18 protein-coding genes, 2 tRNA genes and 1 riboswitch are annotated in these 17,981 nt (G+C 68.0%); of the genes, 10 read left to right on the plus strand and 10 right to left on the minus strand.

Translation table 11 applies throughout. The features are described 5' to 3' along the window. Window positions 1–8: 8 nt before the first annotated feature. From NNL39_RS05115 to rpmH, 8 genes are all read right to left on the minus strand, one after another. Window positions 9–962, minus strand: coding sequence for a ParB/RepB/Spo0J family partition protein (locus tag NNL39_RS05115; RefSeq protein ID WP_255160616.1), 954 nt, complete (start codon window positions 960–962; stop codon window positions 9–11). Further along, complete coding sequence (locus NNL39_RS05120) at window positions 962–1,855, minus strand: ParA family protein (RefSeq protein ID WP_322972928.1); 894 nt, start codon at window positions 1,853–1,855, stop codon at window positions 962–964. The genes NNL39_RS05115 and NNL39_RS05120 overlap by 1 nt, the downstream gene beginning before the upstream one ends. Window positions 1,856–1,948: 93 nt before the next feature. After that, the gene (rsmG, locus tag NNL39_RS05125; RefSeq protein ID WP_255160617.1) at window positions 1,949–2,611 is read right to left on the minus strand and encodes a 16S rRNA (guanine(527)-N(7))-methyltransferase RsmG; all 663 of its coding nucleotides are present in this window, start codon (window positions 2,609–2,611) and stop codon (window positions 1,949–1,951) included. Window positions 2,612–2,645: 34 nt separating this feature from the next. Beyond that, window positions 2,646–3,164, minus strand: coding sequence for a Jag family protein (locus tag NNL39_RS05130; RefSeq protein WP_255160618.1), 519 nt, complete (start codon window positions 3,162–3,164; stop codon window positions 2,646–2,648). Between the two features lie 3 nt (window positions 3,165–3,167). Next, window positions 3,168–4,127, minus strand: a complete 960-nt coding sequence (gene yidC / locus NNL39_RS05135) for a membrane protein insertase YidC (protein WP_255160619.1) — start codon at window positions 4,125–4,127, stop codon at window positions 3,168–3,170. Between the two features lie 9 nt (window positions 4,128–4,136). After that, window positions 4,137–4,442, minus strand: a complete 306-nt coding sequence (yidD, locus tag NNL39_RS05140) for a membrane protein insertion efficiency factor YidD (protein ID WP_407665163.1) — start codon at window positions 4,440–4,442, stop codon at window positions 4,137–4,139. 8 nt (window positions 4,443–4,450) lie between these two features. After that, window positions 4,451–4,789 (minus strand): ribonuclease P protein component, encoded by a 339-nt coding sequence (rnpA, locus tag NNL39_RS05145; protein WP_255160621.1) that lies wholly within the window; start codon window positions 4,787–4,789, stop codon window positions 4,451–4,453. 8 nt (window positions 4,790–4,797) lie between these two features. Next, the gene (rpmH, locus tag NNL39_RS05150; RefSeq protein ID WP_199224450.1) at window positions 4,798–4,935 is read right to left on the minus strand and encodes a 50S ribosomal protein L34; all 138 of its coding nucleotides are present in this window, start codon (window positions 4,933–4,935) and stop codon (window positions 4,798–4,800) included. A gap of 303 nt (window positions 4,936–5,238) precedes the next feature. Here rpmH and dnaA point away from each other — a divergent pair, with 303 nt between their 5' ends. The 10 genes from dnaA (at window position 5,239) to NNL39_RS05200 (ending at window position 15,835) form a co-directional block, all read left to right on the plus strand. Beyond that, window positions 5,239–6,651: a chromosomal replication initiator protein DnaA gene (dnaA, locus tag NNL39_RS05155; protein WP_255160622.1), complete on the plus strand. Its 1,413-nt coding sequence runs from the start codon at window positions 5,239–5,241 to the stop codon at window positions 6,649–6,651. A 398-nt stretch (window positions 6,652–7,049) separates the two neighbouring features. Continuing rightward, window positions 7,050–8,192 (plus strand): DNA polymerase III subunit beta, encoded by a 1,143-nt coding sequence (gene dnaN, locus NNL39_RS05160; protein ID WP_255160623.1) that lies wholly within the window; start codon window positions 7,050–7,052, stop codon window positions 8,190–8,192. Between the two features lie 5 nt (window positions 8,193–8,197). Beyond that, complete coding sequence (gene recF / locus NNL39_RS05165; protein WP_255160624.1) at window positions 8,198–9,346, plus strand: DNA replication/repair protein RecF; 1,149 nt, start codon at window positions 8,198–8,200, stop codon at window positions 9,344–9,346. Then, window positions 9,343–9,852, plus strand: a complete 510-nt coding sequence (locus tag NNL39_RS05170; protein WP_255160625.1) for a DUF721 domain-containing protein — start codon at window positions 9,343–9,345, stop codon at window positions 9,850–9,852. Before recF ends, NNL39_RS05170 begins: the two co-directional genes overlap by 4 nt. 174 nt (window positions 9,853–10,026) lie before the next feature. After that, window positions 10,027–12,030, plus strand: coding sequence for a DNA topoisomerase (ATP-hydrolyzing) subunit B (gene gyrB / locus NNL39_RS05175; RefSeq protein WP_255160626.1), 2,004 nt, complete (start codon window positions 10,027–10,029; stop codon window positions 12,028–12,030). A 46-nt stretch (window positions 12,031–12,076) separates the two neighbouring features. Beyond that, window positions 12,077–14,644, plus strand: a complete 2,568-nt coding sequence (gene gyrA, locus NNL39_RS05180; protein ID WP_255160627.1) for a DNA gyrase subunit A — start codon at window positions 12,077–12,079, stop codon at window positions 14,642–14,644. Continuing rightward, window positions 14,641–15,048, plus strand: coding sequence for a DUF3566 domain-containing protein (locus NNL39_RS05185; protein ID WP_255160628.1), 408 nt, complete (start codon window positions 14,641–14,643; stop codon window positions 15,046–15,048). The genes gyrA and NNL39_RS05185 overlap by 4 nt, the downstream gene beginning before the upstream one ends. A gap of 63 nt (window positions 15,049–15,111) precedes the next feature. Beyond that, window positions 15,112–15,185 (plus strand) — tRNA-Ile (locus NNL39_RS05190). Between the two features lie 173 nt (window positions 15,186–15,358). After that, window positions 15,359–15,431, plus strand: a tRNA-Ala gene (locus NNL39_RS05195). 1 nt (window position 15,432) lies between these two features. Next, window positions 15,433–15,498, plus strand: a riboswitch (guanidine-III (ykkC-III) riboswitch). A 10-nt stretch (window positions 15,499–15,508) separates the two neighbouring features. After that, complete coding sequence (locus NNL39_RS05200; protein WP_255160629.1) at window positions 15,509–15,835, plus strand: DMT family transporter; 327 nt, start codon at window positions 15,509–15,511, stop codon at window positions 15,833–15,835. A gap of 40 nt (window positions 15,836–15,875) precedes the next feature. On the opposite strand, the gene NNL39_RS05205 is transcribed toward NNL39_RS05200, so the two are convergent. Together NNL39_RS05205 and NNL39_RS05210 are read right to left on the minus strand one after the other, a co-directional pair. Next, the gene (locus NNL39_RS05205) at window positions 15,876–17,258 is read right to left on the minus strand and encodes a sensor histidine kinase (RefSeq protein ID WP_255160630.1); all 1,383 of its coding nucleotides are present in this window, start codon (window positions 17,256–17,258) and stop codon (window positions 15,876–15,878) included. After that, window positions 17,258–17,923 carry a response regulator transcription factor gene (locus tag NNL39_RS05210; protein WP_255160631.1) on the minus strand — a complete coding sequence of 222 codons (666 nt, stop codon included), beginning with the start codon at window positions 17,921–17,923 and terminating at the stop codon, window positions 17,258–17,260. The genes NNL39_RS05205 and NNL39_RS05210 overlap by 1 nt, the downstream gene beginning before the upstream one ends. Window positions 17,924–17,981: the final 58 nt, after the last annotated feature.

A 17,981-nucleotide genomic window follows, 5' to 3' on the forward strand; every position in this document is an offset into this window, starting at 1 on the left:
AGTACGCGCTAGCGGAACCCCTCGTCGCCGAGTTCGCCGAGAATGCGGTTGAGGTCGGCCACGGTCGCGAAGTCGATGACGAGCGACCCCTTCTTCTGGCCGAGCGAGATCGACACGCGCGTGTTGAGCCGGTCGCCGAGGCGCTCGGCGATCTCGTTGAGCTGACCCTGCTTCGACCCGGCGGCGGGCTTGCGGGCGACCTTCGCGCCGGGCGTCGCCCCGCTCAGCAGCGCCGCGGCCGCCTCGGCCTGCCGCACCGAGAGCTCTTCGTTGACGATCTTGTCCGAGAGCTTGAGCATCGCGGCGGGGCTGCCGGCCGCGAGGATGGCGCGGGCGTGGCCGGGCGTCAGCACGCCCGCTGCGACGCGGCTCTGCACCGACTCCGGCAGCTTGAGCAGGCGCAGGGTGTTGGTGATCTGCGGGCGCGAGCGGCCGAGTCGCTCGGCGAGCTGCTCTTGCGTGATGCCGAAGTCTTCGAGCAGCTGCTGGTACGCGCTCGCCTCCTCGAGCGCGTTGAGCTGCGCACGATGCAGGTTCTCGAGCAGCGCATCCCGCAGCATGTTGTCGTCGCTCGTGTTGCGCACGATCGCGGGGATCGCCTCGAGGCCAGCGATCGTGGATGCCCGCAGCCGGCGCTCACCCATGATGAGCTCGTAGGCGGGCTCGCCCGGCTGAGCCCCGGCGCGCTCGCGCACGACGATCGGCTGCAGCACCCCGAACTCGCGCACGGAGTGGACGAGCTCGGCGAGCTCCTCCTCGCGGAACTCGGTGCGGGGCTGTTGCGGGTTGGGCACGATGTCGCTCGGGGCGATCGCCGCGAGCCGAGCTCCGGGCACGACCTCGAGCTGCTCGCCCGCGGTCGGCGCGGGGGAGGGGAAGAACACGTCGACGGGCCGGTCGCCCTCGCCGGTGGGGATGAGGGCGCCGATGCCGCGGCCCAGTCCGGTGCGCTTCTGAGCCATCAGGCGGCCTCTCCTCGGCGGGCGATCTCGGCGGCAGCCTCGAGGTACGACAGCGACCCGGGCGAGCCCTCGTCGTAGCTGATGACGCTCTGGCCGTAGCTCGGGGCCTCGCTGATGCGCACCGAGCGGGGGATGAGGGTGTTGAGCACCTGCTCGGGGAAGTGCTCGCGCACGTCCTGCACGACCTGGTTCGCGAGATTGGTGCGTGAGTCATACATCGTGAGCAGGATCGTCGAGACGCGCAGCTGCGGGTTCAGGTGCCGCTCGATGAGCTGGATGCTGTTGAGCAACTGGCTCAGTCCCTCGAGGGCGTAGTACTCGCACTGGATGGGGATGAGCACTTCGCGGGCCGCGACGAAGGCGTTGATCGTGAGCAGCCCGAGCGAGGGCGGGCAGTCGATGAAGACGTAGTGGAACGGCTCGCTGCTCGCGGCGAGGAAGGCGTCGAGCGCCGTGCGCAGCCGCTGCTCGCGCGCGACGAGCGACACGAGCTCGATCTCGGCGCCGGCGAGGTGGATCGTCGCGGGCACGCAGTAGAGCTGCGCGAACTCCGGGCTCTTCTGCACGACGTCGGCGAGGGGGGAGTCGCCCACGACCACGTCGTAGACGCTCGGGGTGTCGGCGCGGTGCTCGACACCGAGCGCGGTCGACGCGTTGCCCTGCGGGTCGAGGTCGATGACGAGCACGCGCGCGCCGCTGCGTGCGAGTGCTGCGGCGAGGTTGACCGTGGTGGTCGTCTTGCCGACGCCGCCCTTCTGGTTCGAGACGGTGATGACGCGCGTCGTCGACGGCAGCGGCAGCTCCGTGCCCTCCAGCGCGATGCGGCGGCGGGTGATCTCCGCGACCTCACGCGCCAGTGGCGTGGTCTCGTCATACGGTCCCGCGGTCGTCACAGATGAGCCTCCTGCTCGAATGTTTCACGTGAAACGTGCGCCGCTGAACGACGCTCGTCACGGGGCTCCCGCGGCGCGATGAGACGCGACCGGTCAGGATGTCCCGCCTACTGTAGCCCGAAACAGCCGGGTCACTTCCGGCACGAGCCCCTCGCCGAGCTCCAGCACCTCGGCATCGCGGATGCGGTGTCGCCGCAGCACGGCCGAGGCCGCGGCGATCTCCTCCGCGATCCTCGCCCCCTTGAGGAAGATGAGCTCCCCCCCATCCCGCACGAGCGGCGCCGTGATGGGCACGAGCGTGCGCAGCGCGCTCACGGCTCGAGCGGTCACCTGATCGAACGGTCCGGCCTCCACGGCCTCCTCCGCTCGAGCCCGCAGCACCGTGACATTCGCGAGGCCCAGTCGGGCGGTCTCGTCGCGCAGCCAGTCGGTGCGCCGCTCCATGGGCTCGATGAGGGTGACGTGCACGTCGGGCCGCGCGATCGCCAGCACCATCCCCGGCAGACCGGCGCCGCTGCCGACGTCAGCGACGCGGCCGCCGTCCTGCAGGAAAGGAGCAACGACCGCCGAGTTGATGATGTGCCGCGACCATAGGCGAGCGGCCTCGAGTGGACCGATGAGCCCGAGCTGCTCGCCGTACTGCGCGAGGTCAGCGGCAAAGCGCCGAGCGATCGGCAACTGCTCACCGAAGACCACCGCAGCCGCCGCGGGCTCGGGCTCGATGACCGGGGGAGTCGCCGGCACAGCCCGGATCACGGGCGATGTTTCACGTGAAACGGTGGGGGAGTCCTCAGCCACGACGGATGACGGTGTGGCGCTCGGCGCCCTCGCCCTCCGACTCGGACGTCAGACCGCGCTCGCCCACGAGGTCGTGCACGAGCTTGCGCTCGTAGCTCGACATGGGCGGCAGGGCGGCCGACTCGGCCCCGGCCTCGATCCGCTCGACGGCGCGGTCGACGAGGCGCTGCAGCTCCTCCGCCCGCGCATCGCGCGACCCCGCGATGTCGAGGATGAGCCGCGAGAACTCGCCCGTGCGCGCGTGCACCGCGAGCCGGGTGAGCTCCTGCAGCGCCGAGACGGTGTCGGGCTTCGAGAGCGTGCGGAGGGCATCCGGCTCGTCGGCCTCGATGGAGAGATACACGCGACCGGCGCGCGTCGCGATCTCGATGTCCCCATCGAGATCGGCGAGGTCGAGCAGCTCTTCGAGGTAGTCGGCCGCGATGTCGCCCTCGTCGAGAGCAGCGGAGTCGGTCGCGTCGTCCTCGATCTCGATCGTGTCGACGACGGTGGGCTCGGTGATGTCGGTCATGGTCTAGCGACCACCCTTCTTCTTCGCGCGGTTCTTGCTCACCGGCTGGGGACGCTGGGTCTTCTTCGGCTCCTCGACGGCGATCGTGCCGGCCTCGTCCGCCTCGGGGTCGACGATGCCGCGCCGCTGGCGCTTCTTCGCGAGGCGCGCCTCACGCGCGAGCGCGGCGTCGCTGCCGGGGGTGGGCATGTTCCGGATGACGATGAACTGCTGCACCATCGTCCAGATGTTCGACACGAACCAGTAGAACATCACGCCGAGCGGGAAGGCCACGCCCGAGAAGAGGAACACCACGGGGAGGATGTAGAGCAGGATGCGCTGCTGCCGGTACATCGGCGACGCCTTCATCTCGGGGCTCTGGTTCTTCGACATGATCTGCAGCTGGGTGATGAACTGCGACGCGGTCATGAGGACGATGAGCACCGCGGCGATGACGATGACCCAGACGTTGCCGTCATTGTTGACCATCGTCGAACCGAGCGGCGCAATGCCGAAGAGGGTCGCGCGACCGAACTCGCGCGAGAGCTGCTCGTTGAGCAGCCCGACGCCCGTGAAGCCGTTGAACGAGCTGTTGAGCACCGAGAAGAGCCCGAAGAAGATCGGCATCTGCAGCAGGATCGGCAGGCACGACGAGAGCGGGTTGGTGCCGTGCTTCTTGTACAGGGCCATGGTGTCGCGCGACATGGCCTCGCGCGAGAACTGGTCGCGCTTGCCCTTGTACTTGTCCTGGATCTTCTTGAGCTCGGGCGAGATCTCGAGCATCTTGCGCTGGTTCTTGATCTGGCGCACGAAGATCGGAATGAGCGCGGCGCGCACGACGACGACGAGGCCGGCGATCGACAGCACCCAGGTCAGACCCGCCTCGCTCTCGAGGCCCATGGCCGTGAACAGGGTGTGGAACCCGACGAGGATCGCCTCGATGGCCCACTTGATGGGCCAGAGGATGATGGCGAAGATGTCCATGGTGGCGGGTTATGCCTTTCTCTCGAGCACGATCAGGCCCCATGCGGTGCGCCGGTAGGGGGAGTTCTGGGTGACGGGCCAGTCGTCGATACCGCCCTCGGCCCAGGGGTGGCACCGGGCGAGGCGGCGGGTGGCGAGCCATCCGCCCTTGACGACACCGTGCTCCTGCACCGAGCCGAGGGCGTAGGCCGAACAGCTGGGGTAGTAACGGCAGACATCGCCGTACAGCGGCGAGATGATCGCGCGATACGCGCGCAGCACGATGATGACGAGATTGCGCGGCACGAGCGCGACGACGCGCGCGGCGCGGATCACCGTCTCGCTCACGCTGCTCTCACCGCCCGCCTCATGCCGTCGTCGATCTCAGCCCGCAGGGTATCCCACGAGACCTCGTGCGCGCCCGGAAGGGCCCGCACGACGATGAGGTCGGTGGCCGGCACCTCGCCGAGCACGCCGGCGCAGATCGATTGGATGCGGCGCCGCACCCGATTGCGCACCACGGCTCCGCCGACCTGCTTCGACACGATCACGCCGAACCGGGGCCCGTCGGGCTCACCCGTCACGCGGTACACGACGGCATGCGGAGTGCCCGTGCGGCAACCGCGGCGCACCGCCCGGCGGAAGTCGTCGGCTCGGAGGACCCGGTGTGCTCGCGGGAGCACGGGGGTGCTTACGCCGAGAGCTCGGTGCGGCCCTTGCGGCGGCGCGCAGCGAGGATGGCGCGACCAGCGCGGGTGCGCATGCGCAGACGGAAGCCGTGAACCTTGGCCCGACGGCGGTTGTTCGGCTGGAAGGTGCGCTTGGTCATGGTTCTCTCCTCGGCCCCAGGGGCCAGCGACGACGGATCAGGGATGTCCGATCGCTGCGAGTCAGGTCCGGACAGAAGTCAACCGGTTAACAATAGGTCCCGACCTCCGCGCGGTCAAACCACGAGGTACCCGGCGCGCATTATCCACACCATGTGCACAGACCGTTGGTATCGACGCGCCGGGCCGGATTACAGTAGGCGTCAGTCTTCTCGCCGCATCGCAGGGTGCGCTGCGGCGACTTATCCACAGCGCTGTTCACCGCAGTGCTCCCCATCCGCACCGACCAGTCGAGGAGTGTCACGATGCCGGACGAGACCGATTCCCCGCGCGACCTCTGGGAGTCGGTGAAGGCGGCGCTCACCGCCGACGATCGCATCACCCCACAGCTGCACGGCTTCATCAACCTGGTCGAGCCGCGTGGCGTCATGGCCGGCACCCTCTATCTCGAAGTGCCGAACGAACTCACGCGCGGCATGCTCGAGCAACGCATCCGGCTGCCCCTCCTCAGCGCGCTCACGACGGTGGACGGTGAAGCGGTGTCCAGCTTCGCGATCGTCGTGAACCCCGAGATCCAGACCGAGAGCCTCGAGGCCGTGCCCGACGCGATGGAGCAGAGCCCCTCGTACATCGAGCAGTCCGTCTCGCAGCCCGCGGTCGAGGCATCGGGACGACGGGGAGACAGCCGGCTCAACGACAAGTACAGCTTCGACAACTTCGTCATCGGCGGGTCGAACCGGTTCGCGCACGCGGCAGCGGTCGCCGTGGCCGAGGCTCCTGCCAAGGCGTACAACCCGCTCTTCGTCTACGGCGAGTCGGGCCTCGGCAAGACCCACCTGCTGCACGCGATCGGCCACTACGCCGAGAGCCTCTACCCGGGAATCCGCGTGCGGTACGTCTCGAGCGAGGAGTTCACGAACGACTTCATCAACTCGATCGCCAACAACCGCGCGAGCCTGTTCCAGTCGCGCTACCGCGAGATCGACATCCTGCTCATCGATGACATCCAGTTCCTGCAGGGAAAGGACTCGACGCAGGAAGCGTTCTTCCACACCTTCAATACGCTGCACGACCACAACAAGCAGGTCGTCATCACGAGCGACCTGCCCCCGAAGCACTTGACGGGTTTCGAAGACCGCATGCGCAGCCGCTTCGAGTGGGGCCTCATCACCGATGTGCAGGCGCCCGACCTCGAGACGCGCATCGCGATCCTCCGCAAGAAGGCGCAGAACGACAAACTGCAGGTTCGGGATGACGTGCTCGAGTACATCGCCTCGAAGGTGTCGAGCAACATCCGCGAGCTCGAGGGCACGCTCATCCGGGTGACCGCGTTCGCGAACCTGAACCGCACGCCGGTGGATATGCAGCTCGTGCAGACGGTGATGAAGGACCTCATCACCCTCGACGGCGACAACGTCATCGAGCCGGTCGACATCATCAATCACACCGCGTCGTACTTCAAGCTGACCGTCGACGACCTCTACGGCTCATCGCGATCGCAGGCTGTCGCCACCGCGCGGCAGATCGCGATGTACCTGTGTCGAGAGCTGACGAACATGTCGTTGCCGCAGATCGGCAAGCTCTTCGGCAACCGCGACCACACGACCGTGATGTACGCCAACAAGAAGATCAGCGAGCTCATGAAAGAGCGCCGCTCGATCTACAACCAGGTCACCGAGCTCACGAGCCGCATCAAGCAGAACCACCGCTACAGCTAGGGGTTTGTCGCTCGAATCAGCGAACGTCCAGCTTCACTGCACGTTTCGCACACTGGGGACAGCCTGTGGATAACTTGCCGCTCGCATGGGGATGACATGTTGAGGATCGCCTCGATGGTGTGAAAGAGACCAGCGGCGCCGGTGGGTTCTCCCCGGTGCGCGAGCCGCGCATCCCCCGGATGTGCACATCTTTCACGCGTGTAGTTCCGCCGCATTCCGCGCCTCTCCCGAGGTTGTCCACAGTGTGAACAGCGGTTAATGATGGTGTTCTCTTCTTCTCTTCGCTGAATGACGAGGGATAACTTCTCGAGGAGCGAAGCCCGGCAACCGCCCGCACACGCGCTGTGCCAGTATGGAAGGCCCCGGGTGCCGGGCAGGGTCGACCGAGAGGGAGCCGCGTGAAGTTCCAGGTCAATCGCGACGTGTTCAGCGAAGCGGTGTCGTTCGCCGTCAAGCTCCTGCCGCAGCGCACCACGCTCCCGATCCTCAGCGGTGTGCTGCTGCGCGCCGAGGGCTCGACCGTCACGCTCTCGTCGTTCGACTACGAGGTCTCGGCGCAGACCTCGATCACCGCCGACGTTACCGACGGCGGAACCGTGCTCGTCTCGGGCCGGCTGCTCGCCGACATCGCCTCGCGCCTGCCGAACGCCCCGGTGGAGTTCACGACCGTCGACGGCAAGATCGCGGTGCGCTGCGGCTCGGCGCGCTTCACGCTGTCGAGCATGCCCGTCGAGGAGTACCCGAGCCTGCCGGTCGTCGACGGATCGAGCGGCGTGCTGCCGGGCGAGGCGTTCTCGGATGCTGTGGCTCAGGTCGCCGTCGCCGCGTCACGCGACGACGTCACACCGGTCATCACGGGAGTGCAGCTCGAGATCGCTGACAACCGGTTGTCGCTCGTCGCGACCGATCGCTACCGCGTCGCCGTCCGCGAGATCGACTGGGAGTCGTCGGCTGTCGCCGAGGGCGTCACCGCGCTCGTGCCCTCGCGCACCCTCTCGGAGATCGGCAAGATCTTCGCTCACGCCGCGACCGTGACGGTCACGATCGTGAGCGGCGGCGACCGCGAGCTCATCGCGTTCTCGGCGGATCAGAAGACCGTGACATCGCTGCTCATCAAGGGCAACTTCCCGCCCGTCAAGCGGCTGTTCCCCGAGTCGGTCGAGAACTACGCCGTCATGAACACCGCCGAGCTCATCGAGTCGACGCGTCGCGTGCAGCTCGTGCTCGAGCGCGACGCGGCACTGCGCTACAGCTTCTCCGACGACGGACTGACGCTCGAGGCCATCGGCTCCGAGAACGCGCAGGCGTCCGAGACGATCGATGCGCACCTCACGGGCGGTGACACGACGGTGTCCCTCAAGCCGCAATTCCTCATCGACGGCCTCTCCGCCGTGCACAGCGAGTTCGTTCGGATCTCGTTCACGAAGACCGACAACCCAAACAAGCCCGGTCCGGTGCTCATCACAAGCCAGTCGTCGAAGGACCAGCCCGGCGCCGACAACTACCGCTATCTGCTGCAGCCCAATCTGCTGCTGCGCTGACGCGCGTGCACGTCACGCACCTCTCGCTCGCCGACTTCCGCAACTACGCCCGCGCCGACGTGGCGCTGCGACCCGGGGCCGTGCTGTTCGTCGGGCGCAACGGTCAGGGCAAGACGAATCTCGTCGAGGCGATCGCCTATGCCGGCTCGGCCTCATCGCATCGCGTGTCGAGCGATCAGGCGCTCATCCGCTTCGGAGCCGAGTCGGGCATCGTGCGCTTGCGCGTGCAGCATGAGGAGCGCGCCGCCGTCATCGAGATCGAGCTCAACCGGGCATCGCCGAACCGCGCGCAGGTCAACGGATCGGGAGTGCGCCTCCGCGACCTCCCGCGGTACTTCGCCAGCGTCGTGTTCGCTCCGGAGGATCTCGCGCTCGTGCGCGGCGACCCCGGTGTCCGCCGCGGATTCCTCGACACGCTCGTCGTGCAGCGAGCGCCCCGCTTCGCGGGGGTCATCGCCGATTACGAACGGGTCGTGCGCCAGCGCAACTCCCTCCTGAAGTCGGCGCGCGCTTCTCGGCTTCCTGCTGACAGCCTGACGACCCTCGACGTCTGGGACGAGCGGCTCGTGAGCCTCGGTACCGAGCTCATCATGGCGCGCGCGGATCTCGTGGAAGCGCTGCGGCCGCATGTGGCGCGCGCGTACAGCGCGGTCGCGGGCGACGACCACCGCACGCGCATGGCCCTGCGGCTCAGTGTCGACGACTCGGACGACGAGTCGAGCCCTCCCGAGATCATCGCTGATCCCGCGATCGTCGCCGAGCGGTTCCGAGCGAGACTGGCCGATCGGCGCCGTGCAGAACTCGACCGGGCGGTCACCCTCGTCGGCCCGCACCGTGACGACCTCGTGCTCGAGCTCAACGGGCTTCCTGCGCGCGGCTACGCGAGCCACGGCGAGAGCTGGTCGTATGCGCTCGCCCTCAAGCTCGCCTCGGCCGAAGTGCTGCGCGCCGAGGCGATCGCGGGCGACCCCGTGCTCATCCTCGATGACGTCTTCGCCGAGCTCGACGAGGGTCGCCGCGAGCGACTGGCGGATGCCGTGGGCGGCTTCGAGCAGGTGCTCATCACCGCGGCGGTCGGGGGCGATGTGCCCGAGCGCCTTGCCGCGACCCGCATCGGCATCGCGGCCGGCGCGATCGTGGAGGAGGCGGAGTGAGCGAGGCCGACGACCGGGATCCGACCGAGAGCGAGGCGAGCGCGGTCTACCGCCGACTCCGGCGGGTGTTCGGCGACCCCGCGCTGCGGTCGTCCGACGCGCGCAAGCGCGCCACGCGCATCCCGGGCGATAGCGCGCCGTTCGGGCTGGGTCGGGATCCGTCCGGGCTCGGCGATGTGCTCGAGTCGATGACCCGCACGCTCGGTTGGTCGTCGCCGCTCGCACGCGGCGAGTTGCTGACGGCGTGGCCCGAGCTTGTCGGCGTCGACATCGCGGCGCATTCCGAGCCCGCCGGCATCGATGAGGGGGTGCTCACGGTGCAGTGCGATTCGACCGCGTGGGCGACCCAGCTGCGCATCATGCGGGCCGAGATTCTCACGACGATTCTGCGCCGGTACCCGGATGCTCAGGTGACGAGCATTCGCTTCAGCGGACCCGGTGCACCGAGTTGGAAGCGCGGGCCCCGCTCGGTGCCGGGTCGCGGGCCCCGCGATACCTACGGCTGAGCGCCTGAGGCCGCGAAAACAAATCACTCCACCCGAGTCGAGATATCTCCCCAGAGGGCCGTTCTGACGGCTCCCAGAGGCCTTTTCTTGGTAGGATGGACCCGCCACACGGGGCGCCATCCATGCCCCCTTGATCGGCCACCAGCGATCGACTCGGCGGGAGCGCAATTCCATATGACCACCTCGTCCTCCGGCAGTACGCCGAACACCCCCACTCCGCGCAACGATCACAGCTACGGCGCCGGTGACATCCAGGTGCTCGAGGGCCTCGAGGCCGTGCGCAAGCGCCCGGGTATGTACATCGGCTCGACGGGCCCCCGCGGCCTGCACCACCTCGTCTACGAGATCGTCGACAACTCCGTCGACGAGGCGCTCGCCGGCCATTGCGACACCATCCACGTGACGCTGCTCGCCGACGGCGGCGTGCGTGTCGTCGACAACGGCCGCGGCATCCCCGTCGACGAGCACCCGGTCGAGAAGAAGTCGACCGTCGAGGTCGTGCTGACGATCCTGCACGCCGGCGGAAAGTTCGGGGGCGGCGGCTACGCCGTGTCGGGCGGTCTGCACGGCGTCGGCAGCTCGGTCGTCAACGCGCTCTCCGAGCGTCTCGCTGTCGAGGTCCGTCGTCAGGGCAACGTCTACAGCCAGACCTACCAGCACGGTGTTCCGGATGCGCCGCTCGCGAAGGGCGCGACGACCGACGAGACCGGCACCACCATCTCGTTCTGGCCGAACGGCGAGATCTTCGAGACCACCGAGTTCGACTACGACACTCTGCGCACGCGCTTCCAGCAGATGGCCTTCCTCAACAAGGGGCTGCGCATCACGATCGCCGACGAGCGGGCCGATGCGGACGCCGCGCCCGACGCGGCGCCCCGTCGCGAGGAGTTCCTCTACGAGAAGGGGCTCGTCGACTACGTCGAGTTCCTCAACTCGGCCAAGAAGATCGAGGTCGTGCACCCCGAGATTATCTCCTTCGAGTCGGAGGACACCGAGCGGCGCATCGCCCTCGAAGTGGCCATGCAGTGGACGAACGCGTACTCCGAGTCGGTGCACACCTACGCCAACACGATCAACACGCACGAGGGCGGCACGCACGAAGAGGGCTTCCGCGCCGCGCTCACGACGCTCGTCAACAAGTACGCGCGCGACAAGGGCATCCTGAAGGAGAAGGACGAGAACCTCTCGGGCGACGACGTGCGCGAGGGTCTTACCGCGGTCATCTCCATCAAGCTCGGCGAGCCGCAGTTCGAGGGCCAGACCAAGACCAAGCTCGGCAACACCGAGGCGAAGTCCTTCGTGCAGAAGGTCGCGGGCGAGCACCTCGCCGACTGGTTCGAGCGCAATCCCGTGCAGGCGAAAGACGTCATCCGCAAGGCGCTGCAGGCCTCGGCGGCGCGCATCGCCGCGCGCAAGGCGCGCGAGCAGACCCGCCGCAAGGGCCTGCTCGAGTCGGGAGGAATGCCCGGCAAGCTCAAGGACTGCCAGTCGAAAGATCCCTCGCTCAGCGAGATCTTCATCGTCGAGGGCGACTCGGCCGGCGGCTCGGCCGTGCAGGGCCGCAACCCCGAGACGCAGGCGATCCTGCCGTTGCGCGGCAAGATCCTGAACGTCGAGAAGGCGCGCCTCGATCGCGCGCTCGGCAACGCCGAGGTGCAGGCGATGATCACGGCCTTTGGTGCCGGCATCGGGGAGGACTTCGACCCCGACAAGGTGCGGTACCACAAGATCGTGCTGATGGCCGATGCCGATGTCGACGGCCAGCACATCACGACCCTGCTGCTGACGCTCCTCTTCCGGTACATGCGGCCGCTCATCGATCTCGGCTACGTGTACCTCGCCCAGCCGCCGCTCTACCGCCTCAAGTGGACGAACGCTGAGCACGAGTACGTCTACAGCGACCGCGAGCGGGATGTGCTGCTCGAATCCGGGCTGGCCGGCGGCAAGCGCATCCCGAAGGACAACGGGATTCAGCGCTACAAGGGCCTCGGCGAGATGAACCACCAGGAGCTGTGGGACACGACGATGAACCCGGCCTCGCGCACCCTGTTGCAGGTGACGCTCGAGGATGCCGCGGTCGCCGACAGCGTGTTCTCGACCCTCATGGGCGACGACGTCGAGCAGCGCCGCACCTTCATCCAGCAGAACGCGAAAGACGTGCGCTTCCTCGACATCTAGTCGCGGCAACCGCTTCCGATCACACCACCACTGAAGGACGTTCTCCATGGCAGACGACACCACCGGCACCGAGCCGGTCGACTACGGACCGGGCGGTCGCGTCAACCAGGTCGACCTGCAGCTCGAGATGCAGCGCTCCTACCTCGACTACGCGATGAGCGTCATCGTCGGGCGCGCCCTGCCCGACGTGCGCGACGGCCTCAAGCCCGTGCATCGCCGCGTCATTTACGCCATGTTCGACGGCGGCTACCGCCCCGACAAGGCGTACTCGAAGTGCTCGCGCGTCGTCGGCGACGTCATGGGGCAGTTCCACCCGCACGGCGACTCGGCCATCTACGACGCGCTCGTGCGTCTCGTGCAGCCGTGGTCGATGCGCTACCCGCTCGCCGCTGGCCAGGGCAACTTCGGCTCGCCCGGCAACGACGGCGCTGCCGCCCCGCGGTACACCGAGACCAAGATGGCCCCGCTCGCCATGGAGATGGTGCGCGACATCGAGGAAGACACCGTCGACTTCCAAGACAACTACGACGGTCGCACGCAAGAGCCGAGCATCCTGCCCGCGCGCTTCCCGAACCTGCTCGTCAACGGCTCGGTCGGCATCGCGGTCGGCATGGCCACGAACATTCCGCCCCACAATCTGCGCGAAGTCGCCTCGGCGGCGCTGTGGCACCTCGAGCACCCCGAAGCCGATCGCGAAAGCCTGCTCGAGGCGATCCTGCAGCGGGTGAAGGGTCCCGACTTCCCGACCGGCGCGCAGATCCTCGGCATCAAGGGCATCCAGGATGCGTACCGCACCGGCCGCGGGTCGATCACGATGCGCGCGGTCGTCACGGTCGAGGAGATCCAGAACCGCACCTGCCTCGTCATCACCGAGCTGCCGTACCAGGTCAACCCCGACAACCTGGCGATCAAGATCGCCGACCTCGTCAAGGAGGGCAAGCTCGGCGGCATCGCCGATATCCGCGACGAGTCGTCGGGCCGCACGGGCCAGCGTCTCGTCATCGTGCTCAAGCGCGACGCCGTGGCGAAGGTCGTGCTCAACAACCTCTACAAGCACACGCAGCTGCAAGACAACTTCGGCGCCAACATGCTCGCGATCGTCGACGGAGTGCCGCGCACGCTGCCGATCGACGGCTTCATCACGTACTGGGTCTCGCACCAGATCGAGGTCATCGTGCGCCGCACGGCGTTCCGCCTTGCCAAGGCCGAGGCCGACGCCCACATCTTGCGCGGTTATCTGAAGGCGCTGGATGCCCTCGACGAGGTCATCGCCCTCATCCGCCGCTCGCCCACGGTCGACGAAGCCCGCGAGGGCTTGATCGCGCTGCTCGATGTCGACGAGCTGCAGGCGACGGCCATCCTGAACCTGCAGTTGCGCCGCCTCGCCGCACTCGAACGGCAGAAGATCCAGGATCAGGCGGAGGAGCTCGAGCGCCTCATCGCCGACTACCAGGCGATCCTCGCGAGCCCCGAGCGCCAGCGCTCGATCATCTCCGACGAGCTCACCGAGATCGTCGACAAGTTCGGTGACGACCGCCGCACCGAGATCATGTTCGGCTTCGACGGCGACATGAACGTGGAAGACCTCATCCCCGAAGAGGAGATGGTGCTCACCGTCACGCGCGGCGGCTACATCAAGCGCACGCGCAGCGACAACTACCGTTCGCAGCACCGCGGCGGCAAGGGCGTCAAGGGCGCCCAGTTGCGCGCCGACGACGTCGTCGAGCACTTCTTCGTCACCACCACCCACCACTGGCTGCTGTTCTTCACGACGACGGGCCGGGTCTACCGGCTCAAGGCCTACGAGGTGCAGGAGGCCGGTCGCGACGCGAAGGGCCAGCACGTCGCGAACCTGCTCGCGCTGCAGCCCGATGAGGAGATCGCGCAGATCCTCGACATCCGCGACTACTCGGTAGCGCAGCACCTCGTGCTCGCCACGCGCAACGGTCTCGTCAAGAAGACGGCGCTCACCGAGTACGACACCAATCGCACGGGGGGCATCATCGCGATCAACCTGCGCGAGGGCGACCAGCTCGTCTCGGCCATGCTCGCCGACGACTCCGACGACATCCTGCTGGTCTCGCGACAGGGCATGTCGCTGCGGTTCACCGCCGACGACTCCGCGCTGCGCCCGATGGGGCGCTCGACCTCCGGTGTCACGGGCATGAAGTTCCGCGCCGGTGACGAGCTGCTCTCGGCCTCCGTCGTCGGCGATCGCGGATTCGTGTTCGTCGTGACCGAAGGCGGTTACGCCAAGCGCACCGAGGTCGAGCAGTACCGCGTGCAGCAGCGCGGCGGACTCGGCATCAAGGTCGCCAAGCTCAGCGACGACCGCGGCGGACTCGCCGGCGGGCTCATCGTCGCCGAAGACGACGAGGTGCTCGTGGTCATGCAAAACGGCAAGGTGGTACGCTCCTCGGTGGCCGAGGTGCCCGCCAAGGGCCGTGACACCATGGGTGTCGTGTTCGCCCGGCCTGATGACGACGACCGCATCATCGCGATCGCACGCAACAGCGAGCGCAACCTCGTCGATCCGGACGCGGACGTCATCGAGAACCCCGACACCACCGACGCCGCACCCGCGGTCGAGGTCGGAAAGGACGAGAACGAGTGAGTACTGTCGCCGAGAAGCTGCAACGCAAGTCGCAGCGCCAGACCCCGACGAAGCAGGTTCGCCTCAAGCTCGTCTACATCGACTTCTGGTCGGCGGTGAAGCTGTCGTTCCTCGTCGCCGTGTGCGGTGCGGTGCTGCTGCTCGTCGCCACCTTCTTCATCTGGATCGTGCTCAACTCGATCGGCGTCATCCAAGACGTCGACGCGGTGTTCGCCGACATCATCGGAGAAGACGGACCGAGCCTCGCCTCGATCCTCTCGCTCGGCCAGGTCATGTTCTTCGCCACCATCGTCGCGCTGCTGAACCTCGTCGGGGGCACGGCCATCGGCGCCATCAGCGCCCTGCTCTACAACCTGAGCGTGCGCCTCACGGGTGGACTGCTCGTCGGCTTCACCAACAACTGATCGGCCCTGTCGCCCGGATTGGGCGGCCGCGACCGGATGCAGTACAGTCGTATCCGGTCTCACGGGGATATAGCTCAGGCGGTTAGAGCGCTTCGCTGATAACGAAGAGGTCCGAGGTTCAAGTCCTCGTATCCCCACTCCATTTATTGTCACGCCGCCGCTCCTGCGGCGTGACGGCGCTTCCGCGTCGCGAGCGCGGTCGCGACGCTTCGCGTCTCGCATTCGAGCAACACGTTCGCTTGAGCGAGGGAGTGACGGGGTTCCTCCGCTCATCTCTCTCCGGGCCATTCGGTAGAGTGGAGGGCGGTTCGGGGCCTTAGCTCAATTGGTAGAGCGCCTGCTTTGCAAGCAGGAGGTCAGGAGTTCGATTCTCCTAGGCTCCACGCAGTGCCCGATCCCGGGCCACCGGACGAGGTATCCCGTACCCGGACAGCGACAAGACGGGTCAGAGAGCTGACTCATGTCGTGGATCATTCTGCTTGCCTCGGGCGTGCTCGAAGCCGTCTGGGCGACTGCCCTGGGAGCATCCAAGGGCTTCACCAAAATCGTGCCGTCGATCGTGTTCCTGGTCGCCCTCGCCCTCAGCATGGGCGGGCTCGCGTTCGCGATGCGTGAGATCCCGACGGGAACGGCCTACGCCGTCTGGGTCGGCGTCGGCGCAAGCCTCACGATCGTGTGGGCGATGATCACGGGGGCCGAGACGGCCTCCGTCATCAAGCTGCTGCTCGTGCTCGGCATCGTCGCGTGCGTTGTCGCGCTCAAGCTCGTGAGCGACGCCGAGCACTGACGCCCGACGCACTCCCGGTGCGGCAGCGCGCCGCTCCCGCTCAGGCAGGGTCGAAGGTGATCGTCGCGGCAAGGCCGCGCGGCTCGCGGCGTGCGAGCGCGACCTCCGCGCCACTCGCTCGGGCGAGCTCGGCGACGATCGCCAGGCCGAGTCCCGTGCCGGGCGTCGTGCTGCCCCCGCGCCAGAAGCGGTCGAACGCCCGCGCGAGCTCGTCATCGGACATCCCGGGCCCCTCATCGTGCACGCTCAGGGTCGGGCGCTCGCCCGCCGCCACGACGACGCGCACGGCGTTGCCCTCGTGCGAGACGGCGAGGGCGTTGTCGATGATGTTGTCGAGCATCTGGTCGACGGCCGTCGGCACCGCGCGCACCATGAGCGATCGGGGGGCGTCGATGCTCAGCGCGACGCCGCTCTCGACGGCGAGCGGCTCCCACTGCTCGACGCGCTCGCGCGCGATTGCGCTCAGATCGACGGCGACCGTGGGGGTTCCGGATGCTCCGGCCCGCCCCAGCGCGAGGAGGCCTTCGACGATCGTCACCAGGCGGTCGGCCTCGAGCTCGGCGGCGGCGAGCCGGTCGGCAGCGCCCTCGGGGTCGGACTCGATGAGGTCACGCGCCCGCTCGAGCTTGAGCCGCAGCGCCGTGAGGGGAGTGCGCAACTGGTGCGAAGCGTCGGAGGCGAACGCCCGCTGCTCGTCGATGAGACCCGACAGCCGGTCGGCCATGCGGTTGAACGAGCGGGCGAGGCGCACGAGCTCGGGGGCTCCGGTCGTGGGGTCGGCGCGCGCGCTCAGGTCGCCTGCCGCGAGCTGCTCGGTCGTCGCCGTGAGCACACTCAGCCGTCGCGTCACGGTGCCCGAGAACACGACGCCCGCGATGCCCGCCATGACCAGGGTCAGCAGCGCGACGATGCCGATGACCTGCAGCCGCTGCCCGACCTCCTGATCGACCACCGCCTCGTCGTAGGTGAGGCGCACGGCGCCGAGGATCTCGTCGCCGCTCAGCACCGGCACGGCCACATAGACGAGCTGCTGCTGCAGCGTCGTCGAGAAGCGCGAGCCCGATGAGATGGTGCCGGCGAGAGCCTCGGCGATCTCGGGTCGCGATGAGTAGTCCGAGCCGAGGGCCGACTCGTCGTCATCGCTCGTGACGAGCGCGGTGCCATCGATCGCGGTGATGACCACGCGACCGCCGCCTGCCGCGCGGTATTCGAGCGCAGCCTCCTCGACGATCGCGAGCTCGGCCGCGTCCAGCGACTCGAGCGCTTCCTCCGCTCGCCCGGCGAGCACGAAGGCATCGCGCTCGAGGCCCGTCACGAGGCGGTCGAGCTCGACCGTGCGCAGGTATTGCGCGAGCGGCACGGTCTGCACGAGCAGCACGAGCGCGGTGATGACCATCACCATGCCCATGAAGCGCCAGCGCATCAGGGCTCTCCGAGCCGGAAGCCGACTCCGCGCACCGATTCGATCCAGCCCGGGTCGCCGAGCTTCTTGCGCACTGCGGCGATGTGAGCGTCGAGGGTCTTGGCGGTGCCGAACCACGTCGTGTCCCACACATCGCGCAGGATGTCGGTGCGGCGGAAGACCGCGCCGCGGTCGCGCGCGAGGTACTCGAGCACGTCGAATTCGCGGGGCGTCAGGTGCACGGGCTCGCCGTCGAGCAGCACGCGCCGCGCACGGCTGTCGATGACGAGCCGGGAGTCGGTCTCGTCGGGTGCCCCGCGCTCGGGCGCCGCCGACCGTCGCAGGATGGCGTGGATGCGCGCGACGAGCTCGCGCATGCCGAACGGCTTGACGATGTAGTCGTCGGCGCCGAGCTCGAGCGCGACAACGCGGTCGACCTCGTCGTCGCGCGCGCTCACGATGATGATGGGCACGGCGCTCGTGGCGCGGATGCGGCGGCACACCTCGGTGCCGTCGATGTCGGGCAGGCCCAGGTCGAGCACGATGAGGTCGGGCTCGTCGTGGGCCGCGGCCTCGATGCCGGCGGCCCCGCTCGCCACGCGCGTTGCGCTAATCGCGCGATCGGCGAGGCCGTCGACGATCCCGTCGGCGACCGCGTCGTCGTCTTCGATTACGAGAACCCGCATGCGCTCATCATGCCGCTCCCGGCGCCCCGGGCGCGCGCATCCCTGGCCCCCGATGCCG

The sequence above is a fragment of the Microcella humidisoli genome (genome assembly GCF_024362325.1).
GTDB lineage: Bacteria > Actinomycetota > Actinomycetes > Actinomycetales > Microbacteriaceae > Microcella > Microcella humidisoli.